Origin of the sequence: Flagellimonas spongiicola (genome assembly GCF_023502425.1) — a bacterium.
Lineage (GTDB): Bacteria > Bacteroidota > Bacteroidia > Flavobacteriales > Flavobacteriaceae > Flagellimonas > Flagellimonas spongiicola.
The window spans coordinates 23460-47629 of sequence record NZ_JAMFMA010000004.1; the positions used below are offsets into that span (position 1 = coordinate 23460).

The following is a 24170-nucleotide window of genomic DNA, read 5'->3' on the forward strand; positions in this document are numbered from 1 at the left end:
ATTAGGATTTCTTATGATTGGCTTTTTGGGACTGGCCCAGGAAATCGATGAAGAAATCTTATGGGATCCCGATTATAGGCTTACCTGGGCTGATTTTAAAGGCAAGGTGCCTCCAGCAGCTGAACCCGCTGCTACCACGGCAAGTGGAATCAGTTATAGATACTCGGCTAATCTCATCCATCATGAGGTAAAATTGGATTTTGAGGTCAATGCATATTTCTACCCTAATGAATCATGGTACAAACCTTTAGTTTGTGATGACTTGATTTTGAGCCATGAACAATTGCATTTTGATATTGCCGAACTTTTTGCACGCAAAATGCGAGACAAACTCAGACGCACTTCTTTTTCCGATAATGTAAAACAGGAAATCCGAGAGATTTATCAGGATATACTCAGGGAACTTCAGGATTTTCAGGATCAGTACGATTGGGAAACCGCTTATTCCAGAAACGCCAAAAAGCAATTGGAGTGGAATGAAAAAATAGCAAAAGCCTTGGCCGAGGAGCAGTAAACTATTTTATTTTACCATCATGGAAACCAGCACGTTTCCACTTGCCAGCTTCCTTTACCCATAAATGGGTTACCCTATAATTGTTGGTTTTGATACCAGTTGCATCCTTTCTTGTTGCACTAACTCTTCCGGTCACCAGCGCAGCGTCACCGTAGAAAGCTATCTCAATTTCGTCCATGGCATAGTCAGAAACCTCAAAGTTTCCACGTGCTAGACTTCCACTGCGGTGCTCCATATAGGTAATCCAGGATTTCTTGTCAATTGCCTTGGAATTACCATTGGTGTGCAAGTATTCATCGGTAATCATGGTGTTCAATGTCCTTGCATCTCCATTGCGGAACGCCGTATTGAAGCTTTCAATAGTGGTGAGTAATTCTTGATGTTCAGCTTCACTTACAACTGTTTTTTTTGAATCGGTCGAACATTGACTAAAGAAAAAGACAGTACAAAAAACAATCAGAAGATTTGTTTTGCTCATAGGTGTAGCATTGTTAGAATTTAATATAGCACGATATTAATCAATATCCCACAATTATAAAACCCAAATTAACGCTGATGTTCAGGGCTGTCAAAACCTGCCTTACAGCCTGCCTCCCATTCATCCGGAAGATTTCCGTAGGCTGGAACCCCACCTTGATCTTTCAGCATTCGAGCTAAATGGAGACAGTTCCAAACCAAAAATGTTGTATTTCTGTTGGTGAAATCATTTTCTGGGCCACCAGAACCTTCGTCCCTGTAAGATGGACCAGGACCTGCTTCTCCCATCCAACCTGCATCTGCTTGTGGAGGAACGGTATAGCCAATATGAGACAATGAAAATAAGATGTTCATGGCACAGTGCTTAACGCCATCTTCATTTCCAGTTATCAAAGTTGCACCTACTTTTCCATAATCTCTGTATTGCCCTTTTTCATTGAATTGATGAGTGTAGCCATACATACGTTCCAATGTTCTGTTGCATACCGAGGATTTTTCTCCCAGCCATACAGAGGTGCATACAATTACGATATCACTGGCATCAATTTCCTTTTGGATCATTGGCCAATCATCTTTGTCCCATTCCGGCGTTTTGGACATATCCAATCCCAATCCTGCTGGAATCTCGTAATCCACGGGTCGAATGATTTTGGTGGATACGCCATTAGCCTCAAAAATGCGTTGGGCCACCTTTATTAATCCTTCCGTATGGGACAGCACAGGTGTCCGGTTTAAGGTGCAATTAAGGAACAGCGCTTTTAAATCATCATATTTAGCAGGTGGATTTGCACAGTGCTTTTCGATTTTTTCGTTGAGTTGAGTGGACATAGCTTTTATTTTTAAGTGTTTACTGTTTGAAGGGTTAATCCTTTTTAATCAAACTGATTGCAAACCCACCCCCTTCAGCTAGACGGATTGTTTTTGTTGTTGATGAGTCTACCGCAATACTTTCAATGGAAATTGACATTGGATTATCTTTAAAATGACTTTCCTGGGTGTCCGAATACAAAATTGCATCATAGCTTGCCTCGGAATCAAGGAATGAAAAGTCTATGGTCAATTCACGGGCATGCTCATCCGTGATTCCACCAACAAACCAATTGCCTGAATCTTTTTCCTCCCTAGCAATCGACACAAAATCTCCAACTTCTCCATTTAATACTATGGATTGTTCCCAATCTACGCCAACATCTCGAATAAATTGAAGTGCAGCTTGTCCTTCGTAGTTTTCCGGTAAATCACATGCCATTTGAATGGGACTGTAAATAACCACGTACAAGGCCAACTGCTGTGCTAGCGTAGTATTGATTTGATTGTTCGGTTTGGTTGGCAGTGTCATTTCAAATGCACCAGGGGTAAAGTCGATAGGGCCAGCCAACATCCGGGTGAATGCAACAACGGGCAAATGTTCTGGCGGGTTACCACCATCTGAAGCCCAGGCATTAAATTCTTGACCTCGAAGTCCCTCCCTGGCTATTGCATTGGGATACGTTCTTCTTAAACCAGTGGCTTTGATAGGTTCATGGGCATTTATGGCCACTTTATAGTCCGCGGCGGTTTCCAATACTTTACGATAATGATCGACCATCCATTGTCCATGATGATATTCTCCTGCCGGAATGATTTTGCCGACATAACCTGTTTTTACGGAGTGCATCCCGTGTTTTTGCATTAACTCATAAGCAGCTTCCAGTTGTTGGTCATAAGTTCTGGGTGCGGCACTGGTTTCGTGGTGCATGATCATCTCAACGCCTTTTTCCTTAGCGTAACGATTCACTTCTGCAATATCATAATCTTCGTAGGGTGTAACAAAATCAAAAACTCCTTCACGATCTTCAAAACCTATCCAATGATCCCATCCTGTATTCCAACCTTCAACCAAAACGCCACCGAATCCATTGGCAGCTGCAAAATCAATGTAGCGTTTTGTGTTTTCAGTGGTTGCCCCATGTTTAGAGCTGGTTTGCTCCCTATCCAAGGTAGAGAAAGTGTTCATATCCTGGGTTGCCTCCAAATCCCAAGTGGAAACGCCAAGGTGCATTTCCCACCAAATGCCTACATACTTCATGGGGGTAAACCATGAAATATCCTCAATTACACTAGGCTCATTCAAATTTTCTATCAATCGGGACGTAATCAAGTCCGTTGCCTTATCTGCAATTTGAATGGTCCGCCAAGGCGTTTTGGCCGGTAAGCTAGTTTTTACCTTATGCCCTTGTCGCGCTGAACCGACTAATTCACTGGTTAACTTCAAGTTTTCGGTATCCACTTTTAGTGTCATTCCGGAATAATTGGTAAGGTCAGCTTCATGAAAACTCAAATGAAGTCCACTGTCCGAGCGCATGGTGACTGGTGTATTTACAGCATTTTCGGGAATTGTGGTTTGGGCCAAATCAGGATGGTTCTGCTTGGACAAAGCGTCAATTTCCGAGACCTTACTAGTATTGTAAAGGTGTTCGTAGATATCCCAATCCCCAGGAATCCACCACGTTGTATGATCACCTAGGAGTTGGAATTCGGTATGCTCATCCATTATGGTAATGGAATCAATTCCTTGTTGCGAAGGGAATTCATACCTAAAGCCAATACCATCATCATAAGCACGAAACCGGATATTCAATTTTCTTTTTGGAGACGTTGTTTCCTCCAATTCCAGCAACATTTCATTGTAATTGTTTTCCACTTCACGTTGTTCACCCCACGGCATTTCCCAAGTTTCGTTGAAGGAACTTGTTGTATGTTTTAGGACAGTGAAGCCATTTTTCATAGCTTCTTGGTTCTTAAACTCAAAGCTCATCCGTGAGGTATCAATGGCCTTTCGGGTTCCATGAATCACCCAGTAGGCGGGTTGACCTTCTGCTGTTAGCTGAAATCCAATGGTGTTGTTATTAGCAGGGGAATTAACAGTATATGTTGCATTTTTTTCTTCGCAAGAAATGCACAGGACGGTTACGGCCAAGAACATGGCCGAAAAGCACTTTTTCATAGTAGTGTAGTTTTAATTTCAAAAGGAACCATTGTGCTGAATGCACAATGACTTGGCTACACTAAATGTAATGATTTTAACTTGGAATTCCGATTTGCAAAATAAGTTAAATGGCTTATTATAATTGCTTTAGTCGTACATTTCGGAATTTGATGATGCCTTCTTCTGCGGCTTGAAGACCCACAAATCCTTCCTTTAAATGGTTGTTTTTAAGTGCGGAGGTTAGTGTGTCATTAACCCACACATGAACACTGTCATTTACCATTTTGATTTTGTAATTGTTCCATTTATTCAAGGTGTTGACCTTGGCCAAAGGAAGTGCTTTGGTAACGATGGAACCGGTACGGAAATCTTGATTGGGATGTAAGTCCCATATATTGATTTCATGGCAGTCCAAGGCATCTAGCTTTTGTTCTTTGCATCTTATGAACACTCCTGAGTTTACAGTTCTATCTGGATGGAATTCCAGGGTTAATTCAAAATCGTTGTAGGACTTGTTGGTCATGATGAATCCATTCCCACCGTTACCAGTACCAATGAGTTCGCCATTTTCAAAACTCCAGGTAGCGGCTTCACCCCCTTGTACCCAATCTTGGGGGGATTCTTCAAAAAGCTTTTCTGAGTTGGTACATGATACGAAGCTGAAAGTAGCTACGACTAATAATAAAATTTGATTTTTCATAGTTGAGTTTGGTTGTTGGAAAATTATATATCGCATCGCGTAAAGCCGTCTTTTAACGCTTCAATTTTATCATCCCAAGTAGGAAGGAATTCTTGCGCAACATAGCCTTTATAACCTGTATCCAAAATGGCTTTCATAATGGCAGGATAGTACAGTTCCTGGCTTTCATCTATTTCATTTCTTCCCGGTACACCAGCGGTATGGTAATGACCAAAATAGGGGTGATAGTTTTGTATGCTCCTGATAATATCCCCTTCTTGGATTTGCATGTGGTAGATGTCATAAAGTAATTTAAAATTGTCACTTCCTAGATGTTTGCACAATTCCACTCCCCATAAAGAGCTATCACACATATAGTCCGGATGGTTCACCTGATTGAAAAGTTCCATTTGAATAACAACTCCGTGTTCTTCTGCCAAAGGAATGATCTTAGAGAGCCCATCGACACAATTTTGAAGACCGACATAATCATTCATGCCATTGCGATTGCCGCTAAAGCAAATTAAATTGGTGTATCCAGCTTCAGCAACCTTCGGAATCATTTCTGTATAGTTTTTAATAAGAACATCATGATTTTTTGGGTCATTCCAACCTTCTTCAAGGCTTATTTCTGCCCCATTGCACATAGAACAATGTATGTCATACTGTTTGAGCAACGGCCAATCCTTGGGTCCTATCAAATCAATTGCTTTTATGCCCAAATCCTTTAATGTTTTTAGAAAATCCTCAAGAGGAATGTCATTAAAGCACCATTGGCACACGCTATGATTGATATTGTTTTTTAGTTTGAAATCTTTGCTTGTTTCCATTTTTTGGGCGTTAACTTGGGAAGATGCAATACCAGCAGCACCAACCGCCGCAGTTGCAATGAAATTTCTTCTTTTCATGATAGGTTGCTTATTGCGATGAAGATAGTACTTTAGGGTTTGATATGGAAATGGTACCGGACAAGCAAAAGTTATTGGAATTAGCACACTACAAGATGCCTTTTGGAAAATATAAAGGTCGCTTTTTGGTGGATTTACCTTTGGCTTACTTGGTCTGGTTCAGGCAGAAAGGTTTTCCAAATGGTAAATTAGGCGAGTACCTAAGAACCACACTGGATATTAAGGATAATGGCTTGGAACCCATCATTCGAAAAATTCAAAAAGAATTTCCTCTGGAATAAGCCACTATTCTTTCGGCAATTTGTACCTTTACACCCCGTAATAGAACATTCAATATGGCACAAACCAAGTACATATTTGTTACGGGAGGGGTTACTTCATCCTTGGGAAAGGGAATTATAGCCGCATCTTTAGCCAAATTACTTCAAGCTAGAGGTTACCGAACAACCATTCAGAAGTTAGATCCCTATATCAACGTAGATCCCGGAACACTCAATCCTTATGAACATGGCGAATGTTATGTTACCCATGATGGTGCGGAGACCGATTTGGATTTGGGTCACTACGAGCGTTTTTTGAATGTACGTACATCACAAGCCAACAATGTAACCACAGGAAGGATTTACCAAAGCGTTATTGAAAAAGAGCGTAAGGGTGAGTTTTTAGGTAAGACCGTTCAAGTTGTTCCTCATATTACCAATGAAATAAAGGAACGGATACAAATCCTTGGTAAAAGTGGGGATTATGACATTGTTATTACCGAAATAGGGGGTACAGTTGGTGATATTGAGTCCTTACCCTATATAGAAGCGGTTCGTCAGTTGCTTTGGGAACTTGGTGAAAACAATGGCATTGTTGTTCATTTAACTTTAGTTCCTTTTCTTTCCGCTGCTGGTGAGTTGAAGACCAAACCTACCCAACACTCGGTGAAGACATTGATGGAAAGTGGAATCAAAGCGGATATCTTGGTGTGTAGGACTGAGCATCAAATTTCCGATGATATCAAAAGAAAGCTAGCGTTGTTCTGTAATGTTAAACACGAGGCGGTAATCCAATCGATTGATGCTTCTACCATTTATGATGTGCCAGTTTTAATGCAAGAAGAAGGCTTGGATAAGGTAGCCTTGGAAAAACTGGATCTTCCCAATGATGTAGCACCAAATCTTGACCTTTGGAAACAATTCTTGACCAAACATAAAAACCCAAAGAACAAAGTGACCATTGGACTCATAGGAAAATATGTAGAATTACAGGATTCCTACAAATCCATTTTGGAATCCTTTATACATGCGGGAGCTGCCAATGAAGTCAAAGTGGAGGTAAGATCCATCCACTCGGAACATATCTCTGCAGATGATGTGGACAAAAAATTGATGGGGCTGGATGGTATCTTGGTTGCCCCAGGTTTTGGAGAACGTGGAATAGAGGGTAAGATTAAGGCAGTTCAGTATGCACGTGAAAACGATGTTCCATTTCTTGGGATTTGCTTAGGAATGCAAATGGCGGTTATCGAGATTGCCCGAAATGTACTGGGACTCGCAGGTGCCAATTCCACAGAAATGGATGAAAACACACCTGACCCCGTAATCAGCTTAATGGAAGAACAAAAGTTGGTTACGGATATGGGAGGTACCATGAGACTGGGTGCATGGGACTGTGTTTTAGAGGAAGGAAGCTTGGTACACGATGTGTATGGCGCTTTGGATATAGCTGAGCGTCACAGGCACCGTTTTGAATTCAACAATGATTACAAAAAACGAATGGAAGATGCTGGTTTGAAAGCTACTGGTTTAAATCCGAAAACTGGATTGGTAGAAGTTATAGAAATACCAGCCCATCCTTGGTTCGTTGGTGTACAATACCATCCAGAGTACAGAAGTACAGTAGCCAATCCACATCCTTTATTTGTTGGATTCGTTAAAGCGGTTTTAGCGCAAAAACAAGAACAAACTAATGCCAGTTTGGCATAAACTGCGCTTTTGGACATATATTTGCGACCGAAATATCGCAGATAAAGATTTCACTAAATAATTTTCATGGAAGAAAAGAAACTGGACCTCAATTCCATTATTGGATTTGTGTTGATTTTTGGAATACTGATTTTCATGTTCTATCAAAATCAACCCACGTCTGAAGAATTGGAAGCCCAAAAGGCCGAACAGGAAAAAATTGAAGCCGCCGCCACTGAGGAGGCTGTAGCCAATGAACCTAAAATTGAAACGCCACAACCCATAAATTCTCAAGACTCCACAGCAGTTGAAACGTACAAGACGACTGTTGGCGCATTTGGTTTTACCCCAACTAGGGAAGGTACCACCAAATTGGAAAATGAGGTGCTTTACTTGGAAGTGGCAAACAAAGGGGGGCAGATCATAGAGGCAAGAATGAAAAACTATGTCACCTATGATTCGGTACCTGTATATATGGTAAAAGATGGCAATGCCAAATTCGGTTTGAATTTTACCACTTCAGATAGCCGTGTGTTAAACACTTCGGATCTCTATTTTGAGCCTAGTTTATCAAAAAACGGGGATAATCAAGTATTGTCCATGAAGGCCAAGGTGTCCAATACGCAGTTTTTGGAATTCCGATATGAAATGAAACCCAATGATTATTTATTGGGCTTTACCATAAGATCCCAAGGATTAAACGGGGTTATCAATTCCGGGAGACCTATTGATTTAGAATGGGATTTAAAAGGTATTCGTCATGGCAAGAGTGTCAAGTATGAAAATAGATATACACGGTTGACCTATAATCACGACGGAGGTAAAATAAGTAAATTGTCAGAAGCAAGCGAATCGGATGAGGAAACTGAGGAAGATATAAAGTGGTTGTCTTATCGTCAACATTTCTTTAGTTCCATCTTGGCATCCGACACGCATTTCAAAACCGCGGAATTAAGTTCCCAAAATCTTGTTGAAGAAGAAAGCAAGGAAACACAGTTTACCAAAATCTATAAGACTAAAGCGCCATTGGCACTTCAAGGTGGTGAACTATCACAAAATATGCATTGGTATTTTGGTCCAACCGATGTTAAGGTATTGGACAACTATGAAGACCTTGGTCTAGCAGACACCATTCCTTATGGATGGGGAATTTTTGGATGGATCAATAGGTATGTTTTTACACCTTTCTATAACTTCTTGAGTTCCTTCTTGCCTTACGGAATTGCAATTATTGTGATGACCATTTTGGTTCGATTGGCATTGTCCCCAGTCACGTATAAGTCCTACTTATCCCAAGCCAAAATGAAGGTATTGAAACCGGAGATAACGGAGATCAACGAGAAATTCAAGGATAATGCAATGAAGAAGCAGCAGGAGACCATGAAGCTTTACAATAAAGCTGGGGTGAGTCCTATGAGTGGTTGTATTCCTGCCCTTTTGCAGTTACCTATTTTCTATGCCTTGTTTATGTTTTTCCCAACCTCTTTTGAGTTGCGACAGAAATCGTTCTTATGGGCAGAGGATTTGGCTTCCTACGATTCTATATTTGAATGGACTACCAACATTCCTGTAATATCAAGTTTTTATGGAAACCACGTAAGTTTGTTTCCAATATTGGCATCCATTGCCATTTTCTTTTACATGACCTTGACTACTGGGCAGACCATGCAAATGCAACAGCAGCCAGGTATGCCAAACATGAAGTTTATCATGTACTTGTCGCCATTGATCATGTTGATCTTCTTCAATAATTACGCAAGTGGTTTGAGTTTGTATTATTTCATTTCCAATTTGATTACCATTTTCATCATGTTGGCCATCAAGAAGTATATCTTGAATGAAGACAAGATCCACGCCCAGATTCAAGAGAACAAGAAAAAACCAAAAAAGGAAAACAAGTTCCAGAAGAAAATGCGTGAAATGATGGAGCAAGCTGAGGAACAAAAAAAGTCCGGTAAAAGATAACCTTCCTTAAAAAACAAAAACTCCCCCAGGTACTTGGGGGAGCTCTCACCATTGATAGGTATAGTTTGGAAAGATTTGGGACTCCAAAGATGACACATTATGCCGCTTCAAAAAATTAATAGTTGTCAAAGGCGGTTTTTTGTATGGTAAAAGAGACCACTTTTGATGTGTCATCGACGAACGGTAAACCCTTATAGATAAAGGAACTCCCCTGATATGTATCAGAGGAGTTGTTTTGTAATATTTGACCTACAAAATAGATCTATTTTATGTGTGTCTTTTAGTGTAAGGCATCCAAGACTTCTCTTGGTAATAACACTTTGTCGATCACGTGAACTATACCGTTGCTTGCCACATTGTCTGCTCCAATGACTTCGGCATCAACATGGGTTTTATCACGAATAAAAACACCATGATTTATAATTGCGAACAAAGATTCACCTTGAACGGTATGCAATCGTTGATGGTTGTACAGGTCTGAACTTTCAACCGCAGCTCCAGCCACAACATGGTAAGTAAGTATTTTGGCCAAAAGTTCTTTTTCTTCGTCTTCGTCAAAATCCTCTAAACTGTTGTAATCGTCGCCAAGGGCATCCAATAGCTCAGCAAAAGCTTCATTTGTAGGAGCGAAAACTGTAAAGGGACCATCACCAGATAGTACACCTACCAAACCTGCATCGGCCTGAACCAATGCGTCAACCAACAAGCTGAGATCATCAACCGATTGTGCCAATTCAACGATGTTTGGTGTTGGTGGGTTTAGTAGGTCCAATACCGCCTGTGGCAACAATACCTTATTGATAACATGCACTACACCATTGCTTGCCGCAACATCTGGTAAAACAACTGTGGCATTGCTATCCGTGGCATCTTCAATATGTACCGTATTGTTCTTAATATTGATTCCCACGTTTTCACCTTGGAATGTTGCAATGTGCTGACCATCGCTTAGATCCACAGAGAATGCAGCAGTTCCCGCAACCACATGGTAGGTAAGTACTTTAACCAATATCGCAATTTCATCTTCTGTATCGAAATCGCCGATACCGTGGAATCCTAAAGCATCAAATAAATCTTCAAAAGCAGCATTAGTTGGCGCAAATACCGTGAATGGTCCATCGCCACTTAAAGTTTCAACAAGACCTGCATTGGCTTGAACTAAAGCATCTACCAATAGACTTAAATCATCAGTTTCAACCGCAATTTCAACAATGGACTTTAATTGCATGGCGGTTACAAAATCGATGGCTGCCTGTGGCAATAGTACTTTGTTAATTACATGTACCACACCATTGCTTGCTTCAACATTAGGTATTACTACCTTCGCTTTATCATCGGAAGCATCTTTAATGTATACCATGCCATCATTCAATTTGATGGTAACCTCATCTTCAGAAACAGTAGGTATCATTTGTCCATCAATTAAATCCGTTGAGAATGCTGCAGTACCTGCTACAACGTGGTATGTCAAAATATCAATCAATAAATCGATTTCTTCTTGAGTATCAAAATCTTCCAAAGAGTTGTAGTCATCGCCTAAAAGATCAAGAAGCGCCACGAAAGCTTCATTTGTCGGTGCAAATACCGTGAATGGTCCATCACCACTCAAGGTTTCAACAAGTCCGGCATTAGCCTTGATCAATGCATCGACCAAGATGCTTAAGTCATCTGTTTCAATAGCGAGTTCAACGATAGTCTTTAATTGAAGGGAAGCAACAAATTCCAATGCAGCTTGAGGTAACAATACTTTATCAATGGTATGTGCTACTCCGTTGGAAGCCATAATATCTGTACCAGTGATATTGGCATTGGTTTCAGAGGCATCATCAATTACAAATGTTCCATCATTGTTGATGATGCTCAAAGAATTGTCAGCTAAAGCTGTAGGCACATCTCCAGCTGCTAAATCGGCTTCAAGGACTTTTGCTGGAATTACATGATAAAGTAAAATGCTTTTTAATAGTTCAATTTCTTCTGGAGTGTCAAAATCATCCAAGCTCAAGTAGTCATCTCCCAAGACCATCAATAGTGCCTCAAAGGCATCGTTGGTAGGAGCGAATACGGTAAAGGGACCTTCACTGTTTAAGGTATCTACCAATTCCGCCTTGATGACTGCAGCCTCTAAAAGCGATAATGGGTCAGTGGCAACTACAATATCAACCAAGGTTTCATCCATACCTTCTTCTTCCTCATCGGCATTTAACGCATCGATGATGGCCTGAGGTAATAAGACTTTGTTGATTACGTGTACTACACCATTGGATGCGCTCACATCTGGAAGCGAAACTTGGGCGTTGATTTCTGTAGCATCATCAATGAAGACATCTTCATTAAGCACAATAGTAACATCTTCTCCTTGTACTGTGGTTATCGCCTGTCCATCAGATAAGGTGTCAGAAGTTGCGGCAACACCTGCTACCACATGATATTGTAAAATGGTGGTAAGAATGGCACGTTTCTCATCAGTATCAAAATCATCTAACGAGTTAAATCCATCCAAACTGTTCAATAATGCTGTAAAAGCTTCATTGGTTGGCGCAAATACGGTAAATGGTCCAGTACCACTCAAGGTTCCGATAAGATCGGTTCCTTCGCTTTCATCAGCTTTTGACAAAGCAGCAACCAAAGAGCTCAGAGCATCTGTTGCTTGAGCGGTTTCAACAATAGTGCTGGTGTTGATAATTCCTTCCGCAAAGGATTGGTCGTCTTCTACTTCACAAGCTACGATTGTGAATAGTGCAAGGGTTAGCCAGAGGAATAAATTCCTGGGTGTAAATAATGTTCTCATTTTAATATAGTGTTTAAATGTTCTCTAAATTGGTGGGGTAAATAAGGGTCAGTGGCCACTGACCCTTATCAATTTTGTTCTTAATTCATGGTATCTGGAAGGATAACCGCGTCCAATACATGGATGACACCATTAATTGCTTGGACGTCCACAGCATCAATTCCGATTCCCATATTACCAGCACCGTCAGTAACATCGGCAATGTTCCCATTGGTACCGGGTAATGTGATGGAGAATGTATCGCCTTCCAATGTTGCAGGGGTAACTGTTGTTCCATCTGGAGTTAGGTCACCTGAACGAATATTGGCACCTGCAATCACATGGTGCTGAAGAATTGGAATCAAATCAGCTTCCGCTGGGATAGCTGGTAGGGCATCAAATGCGGCATTTGTAGGAGCGAAAACCGTGAAAGGGTCACTTCCATTACCTTCTTGAGCAGATAATACCGCTACAAAATCTGTACTTGGTGTTAGTGTAGTCAAGGCTGTAACCAGCGTAGAAAAGTTTGGATCTGCAGTTGCAAAAGTTACTACTGTCGGAAGATCGATTACCATATCCACAGCATGGATTACGCCATTAGTTGCCACGATATCAGCTATGGCGACATTACTCATACCATTCAAGGATACGCCATCATCCGTGTTGATATATAAGCTCAAAGGCTCGTCCGCATCAAAAGTTGCGGCAGTGTTGACATAAGAGTTGCTCAATCCGGAGGCGAACGCAGCTGCACCTACTACAACATGATTTGAAAGTATTGCATTGATATCATTGCCATTAGGATTGGTGAACGCCGCGAATCCGCTGTTCACCGGAGCAAAAACCGTGAATAATTCTTCTTCATCAGACAATAAATCTGTAAAAGTTGTATTGCCACCATCTGTAAGTGCGCCAACCAAGGAGGTCAAATTAGGGTTGGCAACAGCATGATCAACAATGTTTGGCAATCCAATTACGGCATCCACAACATGTACTACACCGTTAAGTGCTTTTACATCTGGAGTATCTACAGTGGAAATGCCATTAAAAGTTACACCATCTGAAGTATCAAAGAAGATACTCATGTTTTCACCACCAGCTCCAGTAGCGAGTGTATTGCTGTATCCAGAACCTAGTCCAATTAAATCTTGGCTATAAAGTTCGCCGGTCAATACATGGTTAAGCAAAACATTGGTCAATACTTCAACAGGAATATCGCCTAATGCCGCTCCATCCAAAAAGGTTTCAAAAGCTTCATCTGTTGGAGCCAATACTGTAAAAGGACCATCACCTTGTAATACTGAAGGAAGGTCTCCGTTTGCGGCAGTCAATGCAGCAACAAGATTTTCCAAATTTTCATTACCTAGGGCTAAATCAGTTATAGAAACAAGAAGTATATCCGCCAATTCATCTAAAACTGCTTGAGGAAGCAATACCTTGTTTACAACATGCACAACTCCATTTGAAGCTTCAACATCAGCAAGAGAAACTTGCGCATCCGTGTCGGTATCGTCTCCAAAGAAGACACCGCCTTGGGTGGATACGGTGAGAGCGGAACCTTGTAAGGTCGTCAAAGATTGTCCATCACTTAAATCGGTAGATAAGGCTGCTGTTCCAGAAATTACATGATACGTAAGAATGGTTGCCAATAAATCTTGGAGTTGTTCTGTGTTGAAGTCGTCCAAAGAATCAAAACCATCCAATTGCGCTAATAAATCTGCAAAGGCAGCATTGGTAGGTGCAAAGACCGTGAAAGGCCCATCACCACTTAAAGCACTAATCAGATCATTATTGGCACTTTCATCGGCTTTTTGCAGCGCACTTACCAAGCTGCTTAAGTCTGCAGTCGCTAATGCTGTTTCAACTATATTAATAGGTGTAGGGTCTGGAGACATGTCGTCGGCAGGTCCGTTGTCATCTTCCGAACAGGAAGTAAAGGTCAGTACGAAAATCAGGACTGTCAATTTCGATAAGTTCCTTAGTGCTTTCATAGGGTGGATTTTTAGATTAATTTATTTTGTTTAACAAAACAAAGATGAAGGTAAACAAAAATAGTTGCGTATTGTTTATTGTTTTTTATAAAAAGTTTAACAAAAATCTTGAATGACCCAATGAATTCAACATACTCAAAATCAAAATTATTTTTAAAAAAGTATCTATATCGAAGTAATATTGGATAAATATGTAAGAAATAGTGCTAAAATATGATGGTTTTTACCTGATTTGAATGATTTGGTTTTTATAGCGGTTGATACTTTACCGGTCCATTTTGTTTAATTGACATACAATTGTTAAATACAATTATTTGTTTATTTATAAAGAATAAAAATTCAACAAAATTCTAAAATAATTAGCGCCATTGATAAGTTTTAAGGATGTGATAACAATAGAACCACCTAGTGTAACCTTTTTGCTTTAATAGCGACTTAGCGGTACTATTTGTACTTTTGCAAAAGGAATTTGAGATGATGAAAAAAGTAGTAGTTGGACTTTCGGGAGGTGTTGATTCGAGTGTAACGGCCTATCTTCTTAAACAACAGGGTTATGATGTAATTGGGTTGTTCATGAAGAACTGGCACGATGATTCCGTGACCATATCTGAGGAATGTCCATGGTTGGAGGATAGCAATGACGCCCTTATAGTTGCAGAGCGTCTTGGTATCCCATTTCAAACCGTCGATTTAAGTGTTGAATACAAGGAGCGTATAGTAGATTATATGTTCAATGAGTATGAGCAAGGAAGAACACCCAACCCTGATGTTTTATGCAACAGGGAAATAAAATTTGATGTGTTTTTGAAAATTGCATTGCAACTAGGGGCGGATTACGTGGCTACAGGACACTATTGCAGAAAAGGGATTGTCCATAATGCTGATGGATCTGAAACTTATCAGCTACTTGCCGGTGCAGACCCTAATAAAGATCAATCGTATTTCCTTTGTCAATTGTCACAAGAACAATTGGCTAAAACACTTTTCCCAATTGGTGAATTAACCAAACCTGAAGTACGTGAAATCGCGGCGGATAATAATTTGATCACTGCAGATAAAAAAGACTCACAAGGCCTATGTTTTATTGGTAAGGTACATCTGCCAGAATTTTTACAACAAAAATTGAAGCCTAAAAAGGGAGTTATTGTTGAAGTTCCGGATACCGCTCAACAGTTTCAAGTGCAAACACCAAATTTTCAAGATGAGCAGGAAGCATTGGCTTTTAGGGCTGAAAAACCGGTTTACCATGTGGAAGATGGAAAAGTGGTAGGTGAGCATCAAGGAGCGCATTACTTTACCATTGGTCAACGGAAAGGACTGAATGTAGGAGGTACAAAAGAACCTCTTTTTGTCATAGATACAGATGTTGACCAAAATGTGATTTATACAGGTCAAGGCAAGGCGCATCCTGGTTTGTATAGAAGTACATTATTCGTAAAAGAAGAAGAGGTGCATTGGGTAAGAAGAGATATGGCTTTGGCCACTGATGAGACCATGGAAGTGATGGCACGGATTCGATATAGACAACCCTTGCAACCTGCTACCTTATATAAGATAGACAATGGTCTCTACGTCGATTTCAAGGATAAGCAAGCTGCAATCACTGAGGGGCAGTTTGTAGCTTGGTATATAAATGATGAACTTATTGGCTCTGGTGTAATCTCATGAAAGAAAACCGGAATAGCATTACCGAACTTTTTGGCATTACCTATCCAATTATTCAAGGTGGTATGATTTGGACAAGTGGATGGCGTTTAGTATCTGCGGTTTCCAATGCAGGTGGTTTAGGACTTTTGGGGGCTGGTAGCATGTATCCCGAAGTACTAAAAGAACACATTGCAAAATGTCAAAAAGCTACAGATAAACCTTTTGGTGTAAATGTTCCCATGCTTTACCCCAATATTGAGGAAATCATGGACATTATAGCAAATTCAGGAGTAAAGATTGTCTTCACCTCTGCGGGTAACCCTCGTACTTGGACTCCATTTTTAAAGGACAAGGGAATTACTGTGGTTCACGTTGTAAGCAGTGTGAAATTTGCCAAAAAAGCACAAGACGCTGGGGTTGATGCCATTGTAGCTGAAGGTTTTGAAGCAGGGGGCCATAATGGAAGGGATGAAACCACAACAATGGTATTGATTCCTTCAGTAAAGGAACATATTAACATCCCTTTGATTGCTGCCGGAGGTATTGCAAATGGTAAGTCAATGTTGGCAGCAATGGTTTTAGGTGCTGATGGTGTTCAAGTGGGTAGTAGGTTTGCTGCGAGTCATGAAGGTTCTGCGCATAATTTATTCAAACAGCGCATTGTGGAAGCCAAGGAAGGTGATACGCATTTGACCCTAAAAGAATTGGCACCCGTTCGATTGCTGAAGAATAAATTCTATGAAGATGTTCAAAACGCATATGCCAATGGTGCGACCAAAGAAGATTTGATTTCACTTTTAGGTAGGGCTAGGGCAAAGCGAGGCATGTTTGAAGGAGATTTGGAAGAAGGGGAATTGGAAATTGGACAAGTCTCAGGCTTGATTCATTCCATTGAATCCGCAGGCGATATTATACAGCACATGATTACCGGATTTGAAAAAGCTAAAGAATCGGTAACAAGGTTTTAGCCAATCAATTCAATATTTTTTTCTACATTTAGCGGGCAATGAGAACACTAATCCCCACATTAATGGTGTTCCTCTTTGTGCAGCAATCGCATGCACAAGTGGAACGCGATAAAGCACTTCATTTTTTAGGCGGAAACCTTTTTGGTTTAGCTGGAGCAGGTATTGCCAAGCAAGCTTCGGATGGTAATCGATTATGGACATTTGTTGGTTCGGTCGCAGGTAGCGCTCTTATAGGTGTTGCCAAGGAAGCCGTAGATGCTGGTCAGCGGGATAACGGATGGGACAATGATGATTTGGCAGCTACTGTACTAGGGGGAGTCACTGTTGGGGTGACCATTGAACTTTTTTCCAAAAAGAAAAAGAATACGAAACGACCGATGGGTGGGTTGACAACGGAATACATAGATCCTGAACTATTTAAAGTTGAGTCGGAATCACTGCTCACGCTGGCAACGGATTCGGAACTACCAACCTTGAATGCATTTGGGTTTACAAATACTTCACAGTCCCTAGAGTAAACCTCTTGCTTTGATTTCCAAATATTTGTTTATGGTGTTAATGGTCAAACGCTCAGGTTTGGTCAATATGGTTTGGATACCATACTGCTGAAGTTCCTTTTGCATTAGCTTTTTTTCCAATGAGAACTTTTCTGCAATAGTCTTATGATAGATAGTCTGGAGATCTTCTGCATCTGTGGAAATTAGGTTTTCCAATTCGGTATTTTCAAAGAAAACGACAACTAAAACATGCTTTTTTGCAATGGCTAATAAATAGGGCATTTGACGCCTAAGTGCTGAAATATGCTCAAAATTGGTATAGAGCAATAGAAGGCTTCTTTGGTTTATTTTTCGTTTGATATGGGCGTAAAGCAAACCAAAATCAGAGTCGGTGAATTCGGTATTTACATTGTATAGTTTCTCAAGAATGGTGTTGAGGTGGGTAAGTTTTTGAACTGCAGGGACAAAGGTTTCTATGTTTTTGGAAAAGGTAACCAACCCTGTTTTGTCATTTCGCTTTAGGGTTACGTTGGAAAAAGCCAAGGCCGAATTGATTGCGTAGTCCAATAACTTTAGGTTATTGAAAGGCATTTTCATTACCCTTCCAGTATCAATTAATGAGTAGATGGGTTGCGATTTTTCATCCTGGTATTGGTTTACCATCAATTGGTTTTTCTTGGCAGTGGCTTTCCAATTAATGGTGCGAATGTCATCACCTTTGATGTATTCTTTTATCTGCTCAAATTCCTGAGTGTGTCCTATTCTTCTGATTTTTTTTAATCCAAACTCACTTAACTTGTTATGAACTGCCAAGAAATCATATTGCTGCATCTGGATGATGGAAGGATACACAGGTACCATTTGATCCCGTTGAAAAGTAAATCGACGCTTAACGATTTGTAATGGAGAGGAGGCATAAACATTAAGATTTCCAAACACATATTCACCTCTTTCCACTGGTCTAATGGCATAATCAAAGGTGTAGTTTTCCCCCTTACGCAAATAAACCTGATGTGAAAAATCCCGTTTTTGGAATTGTACGGGCAGTTCATCAATGAGTACAATACCTGTTCTAAATGGATATTTACAGGTCAGCTTGATTGCCAAAGTATTATTGTCGCCATTAGAAAGTTTTTGGGGTAATTCCCGCTCACCAAAAATACCATTTGATGAGGCGTACAATACATAAGTGTCCAATAGGAACAAAGTGATCAAAATAAAAACAAGAAGCCATGCTATTGGATACAAAATAGCAAACCAATAGGAAAGGATAAATACCGCAGCAAGTACGGCGATATACCTGAAAAATTGGTTGTGGATATAAAATGACTTCAGGAATTTCATATTATCTGGGTATTTCCACCGATTCTACGATCATGTGGATTACATCTTCGGTCGTCATTCCTTCCATTTCTCTTTCCGGCGTCAATATTACCCTATGGTTCAGAACAGGTGCCAAAGCCTTTTTAACATCCTCTGGGATTACGAAATCCCGACCTGAAATGGCCGCAAACGCTTTTGCTGCGGATAAAGTGGCGATGGATGCCCGCGGTGATGCACCAAGGTATAGATGGGGATGATTTCGAGTGTTGGTAATGATGTTCGCGATGTAGTTAATGATTTTTTCCTCGACTATGATATCGTGTATGTTTTTTTTGAATTCCGCTAGCTTTTTGGGTGTAAGAACTGCCTTTATGTTGTCCTGCGGTTTACTACCTTTTCGGTCATGATGTCCTTGAATAATTTGGAATTCTTCATCCGAAGTAGGATAATCAATTTTGATTTTGAACAAAAAACGATCCAATTGCGCCTCGGGAAGGGCATAGGTGCCTTCTTGCTCTATAGGATTCTGAGTAGCCAAAACCATAAAAGGTTCAGACATTTTATAAGTAGTGCCGTCTATGGTTGCTTGTCGCTCCTCCATAGTCTCAAAAAGTGCTGCCTGTGTCTTTGCTGGAGCACGGTTAATTTCATCGATAAGAATGACATTAGAGAATATAGGTCCTTTTTTAAATTCAAATTCGGAATTCTTTACATTAAAGACTGAGGTACCTAAAATATCACTTGGCATCAAATCAGGTGTAAATTGAATCCTACTGAATTCGGTTTTAATGGTTTTGGCAAACAATTTGGCCATGATGGTTTTTGCAATTCCAGGGACCCCCTCTATCAATGCATGACCATCCACTAAAAGCGAAACAATCAACAATTCCATAAAGCTTTTTTGCCCGATTATTACAGTAGACAACTCTTGTTTTATTTTGCCTACCGTATCCCTGAGTTCTTCCAAGGGCACTCGGCTATCAAAATTCAAATCGTTATTTTCCATCAACTTTTGCTTTAAATACTTCTATTTTTTTGTTTAAATCTTCTAGTTCTTTATCGGTTACTTGTGCTTTGGATTGAAGTGACTTAATACTGTGGAATAAATCTTCCACCGATTTTCGATCATTGTTTGAACGCACCGCCAATTTGGCTAGAAACACTTCGTCCAATTTTTGCGTTGACATATGCAATCGAGAGCGAATGTACTCAAGAAAGTAAGCGATTTTATGCTCTGTTATTTGCTTTTGTTCACCATTTTCGAAATACATATCGGCTATGGTTCTTGTAAAAGCAAGTGTTTGGTTTTTCAACGGGCTCACTACAGGAATAGCGCGTTGCTTGCGCTTACCTTCAAATACAACGTATACAAAGGCACCAATCAGAACCAGATAATACGCCCACTTAAATTCCTTGGTATTTAGGAATAGGTACATTGGTGAAGTGTAAAAGGATTTGCCTGACTTATGGTGATTGTCCACGTAAATGGTGCCTGTTTTGGGGATGTATGACAACAGACCAGCCGTGTAATCACGATAATCCTCCTTTAAAATCACATAATTGGTAAATGCCTGAGGGAACTCCGATAATATGATTTCACCTTGACCAAATGGACTTTTTATCACATTGACACCCTGTTCAGTTTTTAACGTGTCCTTGGCCTTTTTAACACTTCCAAGAACTATAGTATTTACAGTATCCAATTTGGAGAAAATCGCGGCATTGTAATCTTTCTCAAAGGGAACCTGGCGCGGTGATAAATTAGAATTGACCAACTTATGTTGAAAAACAGGTTGTAATTCAGAGGCACTGTATAAGTATTCCTCCTCCAAGTTAAGGGTGTCCAATAAGGCATTTTCAAAACCTTTGGACGCTACAAATAGGGTGTTGCCTTTATCAACCCAATCTAGTAATGCATGTAATTCAGCTTCTCCAAAACTAACATTCTCATTTACAAAAAAATAAGTGCCTTCCGCAGCTTCTTCAGTTTGCAAAAAATCAAATGGAGGTCGATTTATTTGTTCAATTTGATCTGGGAAAAATTCATTCATCAAATCATTTAAAACATATGTCCCATAGGGAATTTTATGATGCGAGACATAAGAAGGAAACCAATTGACCTCCTTTGGCTTATTGTATTCCAACAACAGTAGTATACCCACTGTAATTAGACTTATGATGATATATACCTTACCCTGTTTAAACATGATCAAGTATAGATTTTTTTAATTCGGAAAATGCTTTTTCAGCCTTTCCGTAGTGTTCCTTATCTATATTGAATTCGCCATACCAGATGTAATCATATAGTAGGGTTACGGTACTAAAAGGCGACTTGAATTTGCTTTCATTGAGTTCGGTAATGTAGTCATCGTTTGTTTTTTGTAGTTCCCATTCAATAATATCCCTTTCCGTAAGTAATTGAAGAATGAACAAATAATAATAACGAACGGCCAATCTATAATTTTGCTGAGCTAGTGCTTCTTCAATCAGCTGTTGGATGTTTGCCGTTTTTATAATCCGCTCCTCTTCTGAAAGTAAAACAACATTGGGGTTGTTTTGGGTGTAGACGAGGGAACGCGTATTTGCTTTAATGAAAAAGCGGATAATCAGGAATAGGAGTATGGCCAGCAGCACATAAGGCAGAATTCTCAGAAATGTGGCCAATGCACCAACTGCAGCCTCATTCCCAAAAAGGGACTGAAAAAGCAAAAGAAATATGGCGTACAACCAATTTTTAAAGCTGTCCCACCATCCATTTTCGGTTTTGGTGATTTCGTAATCAAAAGCATCATCGTCCAGGTATTTTTGAAGTTGCTCTTGTGAAATTTCCAATGGGGATAATTGGGAATCATCATACTTGACCAAAGAATCATTTTGACCCAATAGATGCCCCAAATTTAAGAGGAAAGCTGCTAAGATTATTAACTTACCTTTCAATGAAATCAGGATTTGCCTAGATTCTCAATTCGTTCATACGTTCCTGTAAAGTTTTTCTTTTCGTTTAAGTTGAAGTAGATGAAAACACCAGCAACCAGCGTAATGATATTCAACAAAAACTGCATCGCAACCGAAAACACATTCAAAAGAATATAAATGGGGTCAAACAATCCACTGGAGGCGGCCACAGGGTCCATTTCGCCAGCTAAGGTTCCCATCTTAACGAACATATAGATATAAGTTGGAATACTAAAAGCATAACTGGCCACCCCAACAATAATCCCAATGATCAGGAAGGTTGCAAAAGTAATCCACCAGTTGTCCTTGATCAGCGTAAAGCTATAACCGTATGCTTCACTAACTGCTTTCTTATTAAAAACCATAACGCTAAAAGAAAGTGCTAGGATGGGGTAGAGGTATATTCCTGGAATAAAGCAGAATATAAAACCAACCACTAGTGAAATACCTACTAATAATCCTAGACCAATAAAATTCCAAAAATTGGCGTAGACATTTTTCCTGATTTCGTCAAAATTGATGACACCCTTATTGTTGGCATAGGATTCAATATAAAACAGAACCGCGGCTTGGGCCATTACATAGGCTGCGATAATGCTAAAGAAAAAAATGAATCCCACAAGTAACATCATGATTGGACTGAAAAAATCATTGGAGGTTTCCACAGCGAATGAAAACATATCGCCCATGAAATAATAATAAAAGCCCAATGAAATAAGCATCACCAAAATGTAGGGTCCAACTATTTTTAAGATGCTTCCAAAAAAGGGTTTAAATTGATTACGCATAAAACCGAAGGTATCAGATAAAATCTCACCTAGTTCACGTTGCTTTTTGAATTCAATGTATTGTTGCATTTCTAGCTTTTCGTTTGAATTGATTAGGGTAAATTATATAATAGTAAATGATTAGGAATAGCGATGAACCGATGATAAAAATAGCCAGCCAATCCGGCATTTCAGTGTGCCTAGTAACGTAACCTTCCAAAAAACCGGCGATGATAAAAAAGGGAACAGTGCTGATCATGATTTTCAAACCATTTTTGACACCTCTTTTAAAGGATTCCAATCGCGAATAAGTTCCAGGAAACAGCATGCCGTTGCCAACAACAAGACCTGCACAACCAGCAATGATGATGACGCTGATCTCAATTGTGCCATGGATCCATATGGTTCTTACGGATTCCCAAAGCAGTCCTTTGTCGTAAAAGAAATATTGAAAACTACCGAGCATGATTCCATTTTGCAGCATGATATATAAGGTACCAATACCCAATAAAATTCCCAATCCAAAGGCATAGATGGCCACTCGTATGTTGTTAATGGTAATGCCTAAGAACATATCAAAGGCGCCTTGTTCCTTATATACCGCCATGGGGTCTCCTTTTTCAATGTTGTCAAGTGTCATATTAACATAGCCATCTCCAAGTATCCCGCGGACAAAATCCCCTTCATGTGCGGCTGAAAAAGCGCCTACAAATGTGAAAAACATAAAGACCAAAAACGAAATCAGTAATTCCCGATGATGCCCATGGAACATGGATGGAAATTCCGTTTTCCAAAAACTCACAATACGATTCTTGGATTCTCGTTTGGTTTTATAGATTTTTTGATGTGCCTGTGAAGCCAACGCATTTAAATACATTGCAGTGTTGCTTCCAGCGTAAAAGGTTTGTGCGTAGCTAAGATGGTCGGTGATTTCTATGTAGAGGTCGGATAACTTGTCAGGTTGGAGGCGTTCCTGATTACTCAGGACATTTTCAAAAGCGACCCATTTATCCTTATTTTGCTTAACAAAAGCAGCCTCTCGCATCAAATATGGTTTGTAAGTAAAGAAACTAAAATATGGATCAATTTCAAATAGAAACTGCTCAAAATATAAGCATCACACAAAACACTTCCAACCTTGGAGAGCGCATGTTGGCGTATATCATAGATAGTTTTGTGATTGGCGTTTATTATATATTGATGGTTATTCTGTTGTCCTCTTTGGATATGGATCCATTTGATCAGTGGGCATACTATTTGGTCATTAGCCTTCCGGCTTTTTTGTATTACTTACTTTTTGAGACTTTTTCAGATGGAAAAACCATTGGAAAGGGTTTAATGTCTTTACGGGTGGTAAAACTCGATGGATCCAAACCAAGTTTCGCAAATTATTTTGTTCGATGGGTGTTACGACTTATTGACGTGGCATTTACCTCAGGGGGTTGTGCTGTTTTGACCATATTGATTAGGGGAAAAGGACAACGATTAGGTGATATTGCAGCGGGAACCACGGTCATCAGTGAAAAAAAGAGAGTTTCATTGAAAGATACCTTGCTTCGTGAATTGCCTAATGATTACACTCCGCAATTTCCCCAAGTCACGGTTTTCAAAGATTCTGAGATGCAAACCATTAAGGAGTTATACGATAAATCCAAATTGAATGGTGACCATAACGTAATTGTGTTTTTGGATAAAAGAATCCGCGAAGTTACCGGAATACAAACTAACTTGCAGCCCATTAATTTTGTGGATGAAGTCATTAAAGACTACAACTACTACACACAAAAAATGTAGA

At 39.9% G+C, this 24170-nt stretch carries 21 protein-coding genes; 8 read left to right on the plus strand and 13 right to left on the minus strand.

Annotated elements, in window-relative coordinates; genetic code table 11:
• Positions 1-13: 13 nt before the first annotated feature.
• Positions 14-514 (plus strand): DUF922 domain-containing protein, encoded by a 501-nt coding sequence (locus M3P19_RS14935; protein WP_249658498.1) that lies wholly within the window; start codon positions 14-16, stop codon positions 512-514.
• A 1-nt stretch (position 515) separates the two neighbouring features.
• Here the strand turns inward: M3P19_RS14935 and M3P19_RS14940 are convergent, their stop codons facing one another.
• From M3P19_RS14940 to M3P19_RS14960, 5 genes are all read right to left on the minus strand, one after another.
• A complete protein-coding gene (locus M3P19_RS14940) occupies positions 516-992 on the minus strand; it encodes a nuclear transport factor 2 family protein (protein ID WP_249658499.1) in 477 nt (158 codons plus the stop codon).
• Positions 993-1060: 68 nt separating this feature from the next.
• Positions 1061-1819, minus strand: a complete 759-nt coding sequence (locus tag M3P19_RS14945) for a flavodoxin family protein (RefSeq protein WP_249658500.1) — start codon at positions 1817-1819, stop codon at positions 1061-1063.
• A gap of 34 nt (positions 1820-1853) precedes the next feature.
• On the minus strand, positions 1854-3977 hold the full coding sequence (locus tag M3P19_RS14950; protein WP_249658501.1) for a glycoside hydrolase family 97 protein: 2124 nt from the start codon (positions 3975-3977) through the stop codon (positions 1854-1856).
• A gap of 118 nt (positions 3978-4095) precedes the next feature.
• A complete protein-coding gene (locus M3P19_RS14955) occupies positions 4096-4659 on the minus strand; it encodes a 3-keto-disaccharide hydrolase (protein WP_249658502.1) in 564 nt (187 codons plus the stop codon).
• A gap of 23 nt (positions 4660-4682) precedes the next feature.
• The gene (locus tag M3P19_RS14960) at positions 4683-5546 is read right to left on the minus strand and encodes a hydroxypyruvate isomerase family protein (protein WP_249658503.1); all 864 of its coding nucleotides are present in this window, start codon (positions 5544-5546) and stop codon (positions 4683-4685) included.
• Positions 5547-5590: 44 nt separating this feature from the next.
• Between M3P19_RS14960 and M3P19_RS14965 the strand changes: the two genes are divergently transcribed.
• The 3 genes from M3P19_RS14965 to yidC all read left to right on the plus strand — a co-directional run bounded on the left by M3P19_RS14965 (position 5591) and on the right by yidC (position 9460).
• The gene (locus M3P19_RS14965) at positions 5591-5827 is read left to right on the plus strand and encodes a DUF3820 family protein (protein ID WP_249658504.1); all 237 of its coding nucleotides are present in this window, start codon (positions 5591-5593) and stop codon (positions 5825-5827) included.
• Between the two features lie 54 nt (positions 5828-5881).
• A complete protein-coding gene (locus tag M3P19_RS14970) occupies positions 5882-7516 on the plus strand; it encodes a CTP synthase (protein WP_249658505.1) in 1635 nt (544 codons plus the stop codon).
• 66 nt (positions 7517-7582) lie between these two features.
• Positions 7583-9460 (plus strand): membrane protein insertase YidC, encoded by a 1878-nt coding sequence (gene yidC / locus M3P19_RS14975; protein WP_249658506.1) that lies wholly within the window; start codon positions 7583-7585, stop codon positions 9458-9460.
• Between the two features lie 280 nt (positions 9461-9740).
• Here yidC and M3P19_RS14980 read toward each other — a convergent pair whose 3' ends face one another.
• Together M3P19_RS14980 and M3P19_RS14985 are read right to left on the minus strand one after the other, a co-directional pair.
• Entirely contained in the window at positions 9741-12248 is a 2508-nt protein-coding gene (locus M3P19_RS14980; protein WP_249658507.1) for a fasciclin domain-containing protein, read from the minus strand.
• Between the two features lie 80 nt (positions 12249-12328).
• Positions 12329-14218, minus strand: coding sequence for a fasciclin domain-containing protein (locus tag M3P19_RS14985; RefSeq protein ID WP_249658508.1), 1890 nt, complete (start codon positions 14216-14218; stop codon positions 12329-12331).
• Between the two features lie 477 nt (positions 14219-14695).
• On the opposite strand from M3P19_RS14985, the gene mnmA reads away from it, so the two are divergent.
• From mnmA to M3P19_RS15000, 3 genes are read left to right on the plus strand one after another with little or no spacing between them, the layout of a single operon-like run.
• A complete protein-coding gene (gene mnmA / locus M3P19_RS14990; protein WP_249658745.1) occupies positions 14696-15886 on the plus strand; it encodes a tRNA 2-thiouridine(34) synthase MnmA in 1191 nt (396 codons plus the stop codon).
• Positions 15883-16833 carry an NAD(P)H-dependent flavin oxidoreductase gene (locus M3P19_RS14995; protein ID WP_249658509.1) on the plus strand — a complete coding sequence of 317 codons (951 nt, stop codon included), beginning with the start codon at positions 15883-15885 and terminating at the stop codon, positions 16831-16833. The genes mnmA and M3P19_RS14995 overlap by 4 nt, the downstream gene beginning before the upstream one ends.
• A 38-nt stretch (positions 16834-16871) precedes the next feature.
• On the plus strand, positions 16872-17351 hold the full coding sequence (locus tag M3P19_RS15000) for a YfiM family lipoprotein (protein WP_249658510.1): 480 nt from the start codon (positions 16872-16874) through the stop codon (positions 17349-17351).
• On the opposite strand, the gene M3P19_RS15005 is transcribed toward M3P19_RS15000, so the two are convergent.
• Genes M3P19_RS15005 through M3P19_RS15030 form a run of 6 tightly spaced genes read right to left on the minus strand, consistent with a single transcriptional unit; the run spans position 17343 to position 23420 of the window.
• A complete protein-coding gene (locus tag M3P19_RS15005; protein ID WP_249658511.1) occupies positions 17343-18674 on the minus strand; it encodes a DUF58 domain-containing protein in 1332 nt (443 codons plus the stop codon). The two genes, M3P19_RS15000 and M3P19_RS15005, sit on opposite strands and share 9 nt — an antisense overlap.
• Before the next feature lies 1 nt (position 18675).
• Positions 18676-19659 carry an AAA family ATPase gene (locus M3P19_RS15010; protein WP_249658512.1) on the minus strand — a complete coding sequence of 328 codons (984 nt, stop codon included), beginning with the start codon at positions 19657-19659 and terminating at the stop codon, positions 18676-18678.
• Positions 19649-20860: a DUF4350 domain-containing protein gene (locus tag M3P19_RS15015; protein WP_249658513.1), complete on the minus strand. Its 1212-nt coding sequence runs from the start codon at positions 20858-20860 to the stop codon at positions 19649-19651. The genes M3P19_RS15010 and M3P19_RS15015 overlap by 11 nt, the downstream gene beginning before the upstream one ends.
• Positions 20853-21590, minus strand: coding sequence for a DUF4129 domain-containing protein (locus M3P19_RS15020; protein WP_249658514.1), 738 nt, complete (start codon positions 21588-21590; stop codon positions 20853-20855). Before M3P19_RS15020 ends, M3P19_RS15015 begins: the two co-directional genes overlap by 8 nt.
• Positions 21591-21595: 5 nt before the next feature.
• The gene (locus tag M3P19_RS15025; protein ID WP_249658515.1) at positions 21596-22465 is read right to left on the minus strand and encodes a hypothetical protein; all 870 of its coding nucleotides are present in this window, start codon (positions 22463-22465) and stop codon (positions 21596-21598) included.
• Positions 22449-23420, minus strand: coding sequence for a stage II sporulation protein M (locus M3P19_RS15030; RefSeq protein ID WP_249658516.1), 972 nt, complete (start codon positions 23418-23420; stop codon positions 22449-22451). The genes M3P19_RS15025 and M3P19_RS15030 overlap by 17 nt, the downstream gene beginning before the upstream one ends.
• Before the next feature lie 32 nt (positions 23421-23452).
• On the opposite strand from M3P19_RS15030, the gene M3P19_RS15035 reads away from it, so the two are divergent.
• Positions 23453-24169, plus strand: coding sequence for an RDD family protein (locus M3P19_RS15035; RefSeq protein ID WP_249658517.1), 717 nt, complete (start codon positions 23453-23455; stop codon positions 24167-24169).
• Position 24170 lies beyond the last annotated feature (1 nt).

What these genes read in the sequence shown, in the direction of transcription:
- M3P19_RS15035 (WP_249658517.1), top strand. Translation starts at nt 23,453, where the DNA reads ATGGATCAATTTCAAATAGAAACTGCTCAAAATATAAGCATCACACAA.
- M3P19_RS14995 (WP_249658509.1), top strand. Translation starts at nt 15,883, where the DNA reads ATGAAAGAAAACCGGAATAGCATTACCGAACTTTTTGGCATTACCTAT.
- M3P19_RS14960 (WP_249658503.1), bottom strand. Translation starts at nt 5,546, where the DNA reads ATGAAAAGAAGAAATTTCATTGCAACTGCGGCGGTTGGTGCTGCTGGT.
- mnmA (WP_249658745.1), top strand. Translation starts at nt 14,696, where the DNA reads ATGAAAAAAGTAGTAGTTGGACTTTCGGGAGGTGTTGATTCGAGTGTA.
- M3P19_RS15010 (WP_249658512.1), bottom strand. Translation starts at nt 19,659, where the DNA reads ATGGAAAATAACGATTTGAATTTTGATAGCCGAGTGCCCTTGGAAGAA.
- M3P19_RS15030 (WP_249658516.1), bottom strand. Translation starts at nt 23,420, where the DNA reads ATGCGAGAGGCTGCTTTTGTTAAGCAAAATAAGGATAAATGGGTCGCT.
- yidC (WP_249658506.1), top strand. Translation starts at nt 7,583, where the DNA reads ATGGAAGAAAAGAAACTGGACCTCAATTCCATTATTGGATTTGTGTTG.
- M3P19_RS14945 (WP_249658500.1), bottom strand. Translation starts at nt 1,819, where the DNA reads ATGTCCACTCAACTCAACGAAAAAATCGAAAAGCACTGTGCAAATCCA.
- M3P19_RS14955 (WP_249658502.1), bottom strand. Translation starts at nt 4,659, where the DNA reads ATGAAAAATCAAATTTTATTATTAGTCGTAGCTACTTTCAGCTTCGTA.
- M3P19_RS14970 (WP_249658505.1), top strand. Translation starts at nt 5,882, where the DNA reads ATGGCACAAACCAAGTACATATTTGTTACGGGAGGGGTTACTTCATCC.
- M3P19_RS15015 (WP_249658513.1), bottom strand. Translation starts at nt 20,860, where the DNA reads ATGTTTAAACAGGGTAAGGTATATATCATCATAAGTCTAATTACAGTG.
- M3P19_RS15000 (WP_249658510.1), top strand. Translation starts at nt 16,872, where the DNA reads ATGAGAACACTAATCCCCACATTAATGGTGTTCCTCTTTGTGCAGCAA.
- M3P19_RS14980 (WP_249658507.1), bottom strand. Translation starts at nt 12,248, where the DNA reads ATGAGAACATTATTTACACCCAGGAATTTATTCCTCTGGCTAACCCTT.
- M3P19_RS15025 (WP_249658515.1), bottom strand. Translation starts at nt 22,465, where the DNA reads ATGCAACAATACATTGAATTCAAAAAGCAACGTGAACTAGGTGAGATT.
- M3P19_RS14935 (WP_249658498.1), top strand. Translation starts at nt 14, where the DNA reads ATGATTGGCTTTTTGGGACTGGCCCAGGAAATCGATGAAGAAATCTTA.
- M3P19_RS15005 (WP_249658511.1), bottom strand. Translation starts at nt 18,674, where the DNA reads ATGAAATTCCTGAAGTCATTTTATATCCACAACCAATTTTTCAGGTAT.
- M3P19_RS14950 (WP_249658501.1), bottom strand. Translation starts at nt 3,977, where the DNA reads ATGAAAAAGTGCTTTTCGGCCATGTTCTTGGCCGTAACCGTCCTGTGC.
- M3P19_RS14965 (WP_249658504.1), top strand. Translation starts at nt 5,591, where the DNA reads ATGGAAATGGTACCGGACAAGCAAAAGTTATTGGAATTAGCACACTAC.
- M3P19_RS14985 (WP_249658508.1), bottom strand. Translation starts at nt 14,218, where the DNA reads ATGAAAGCACTAAGGAACTTATCGAAATTGACAGTCCTGATTTTCGTA.
- M3P19_RS14940 (WP_249658499.1), bottom strand. Translation starts at nt 992, where the DNA reads ATGAGCAAAACAAATCTTCTGATTGTTTTTTGTACTGTCTTTTTCTTT.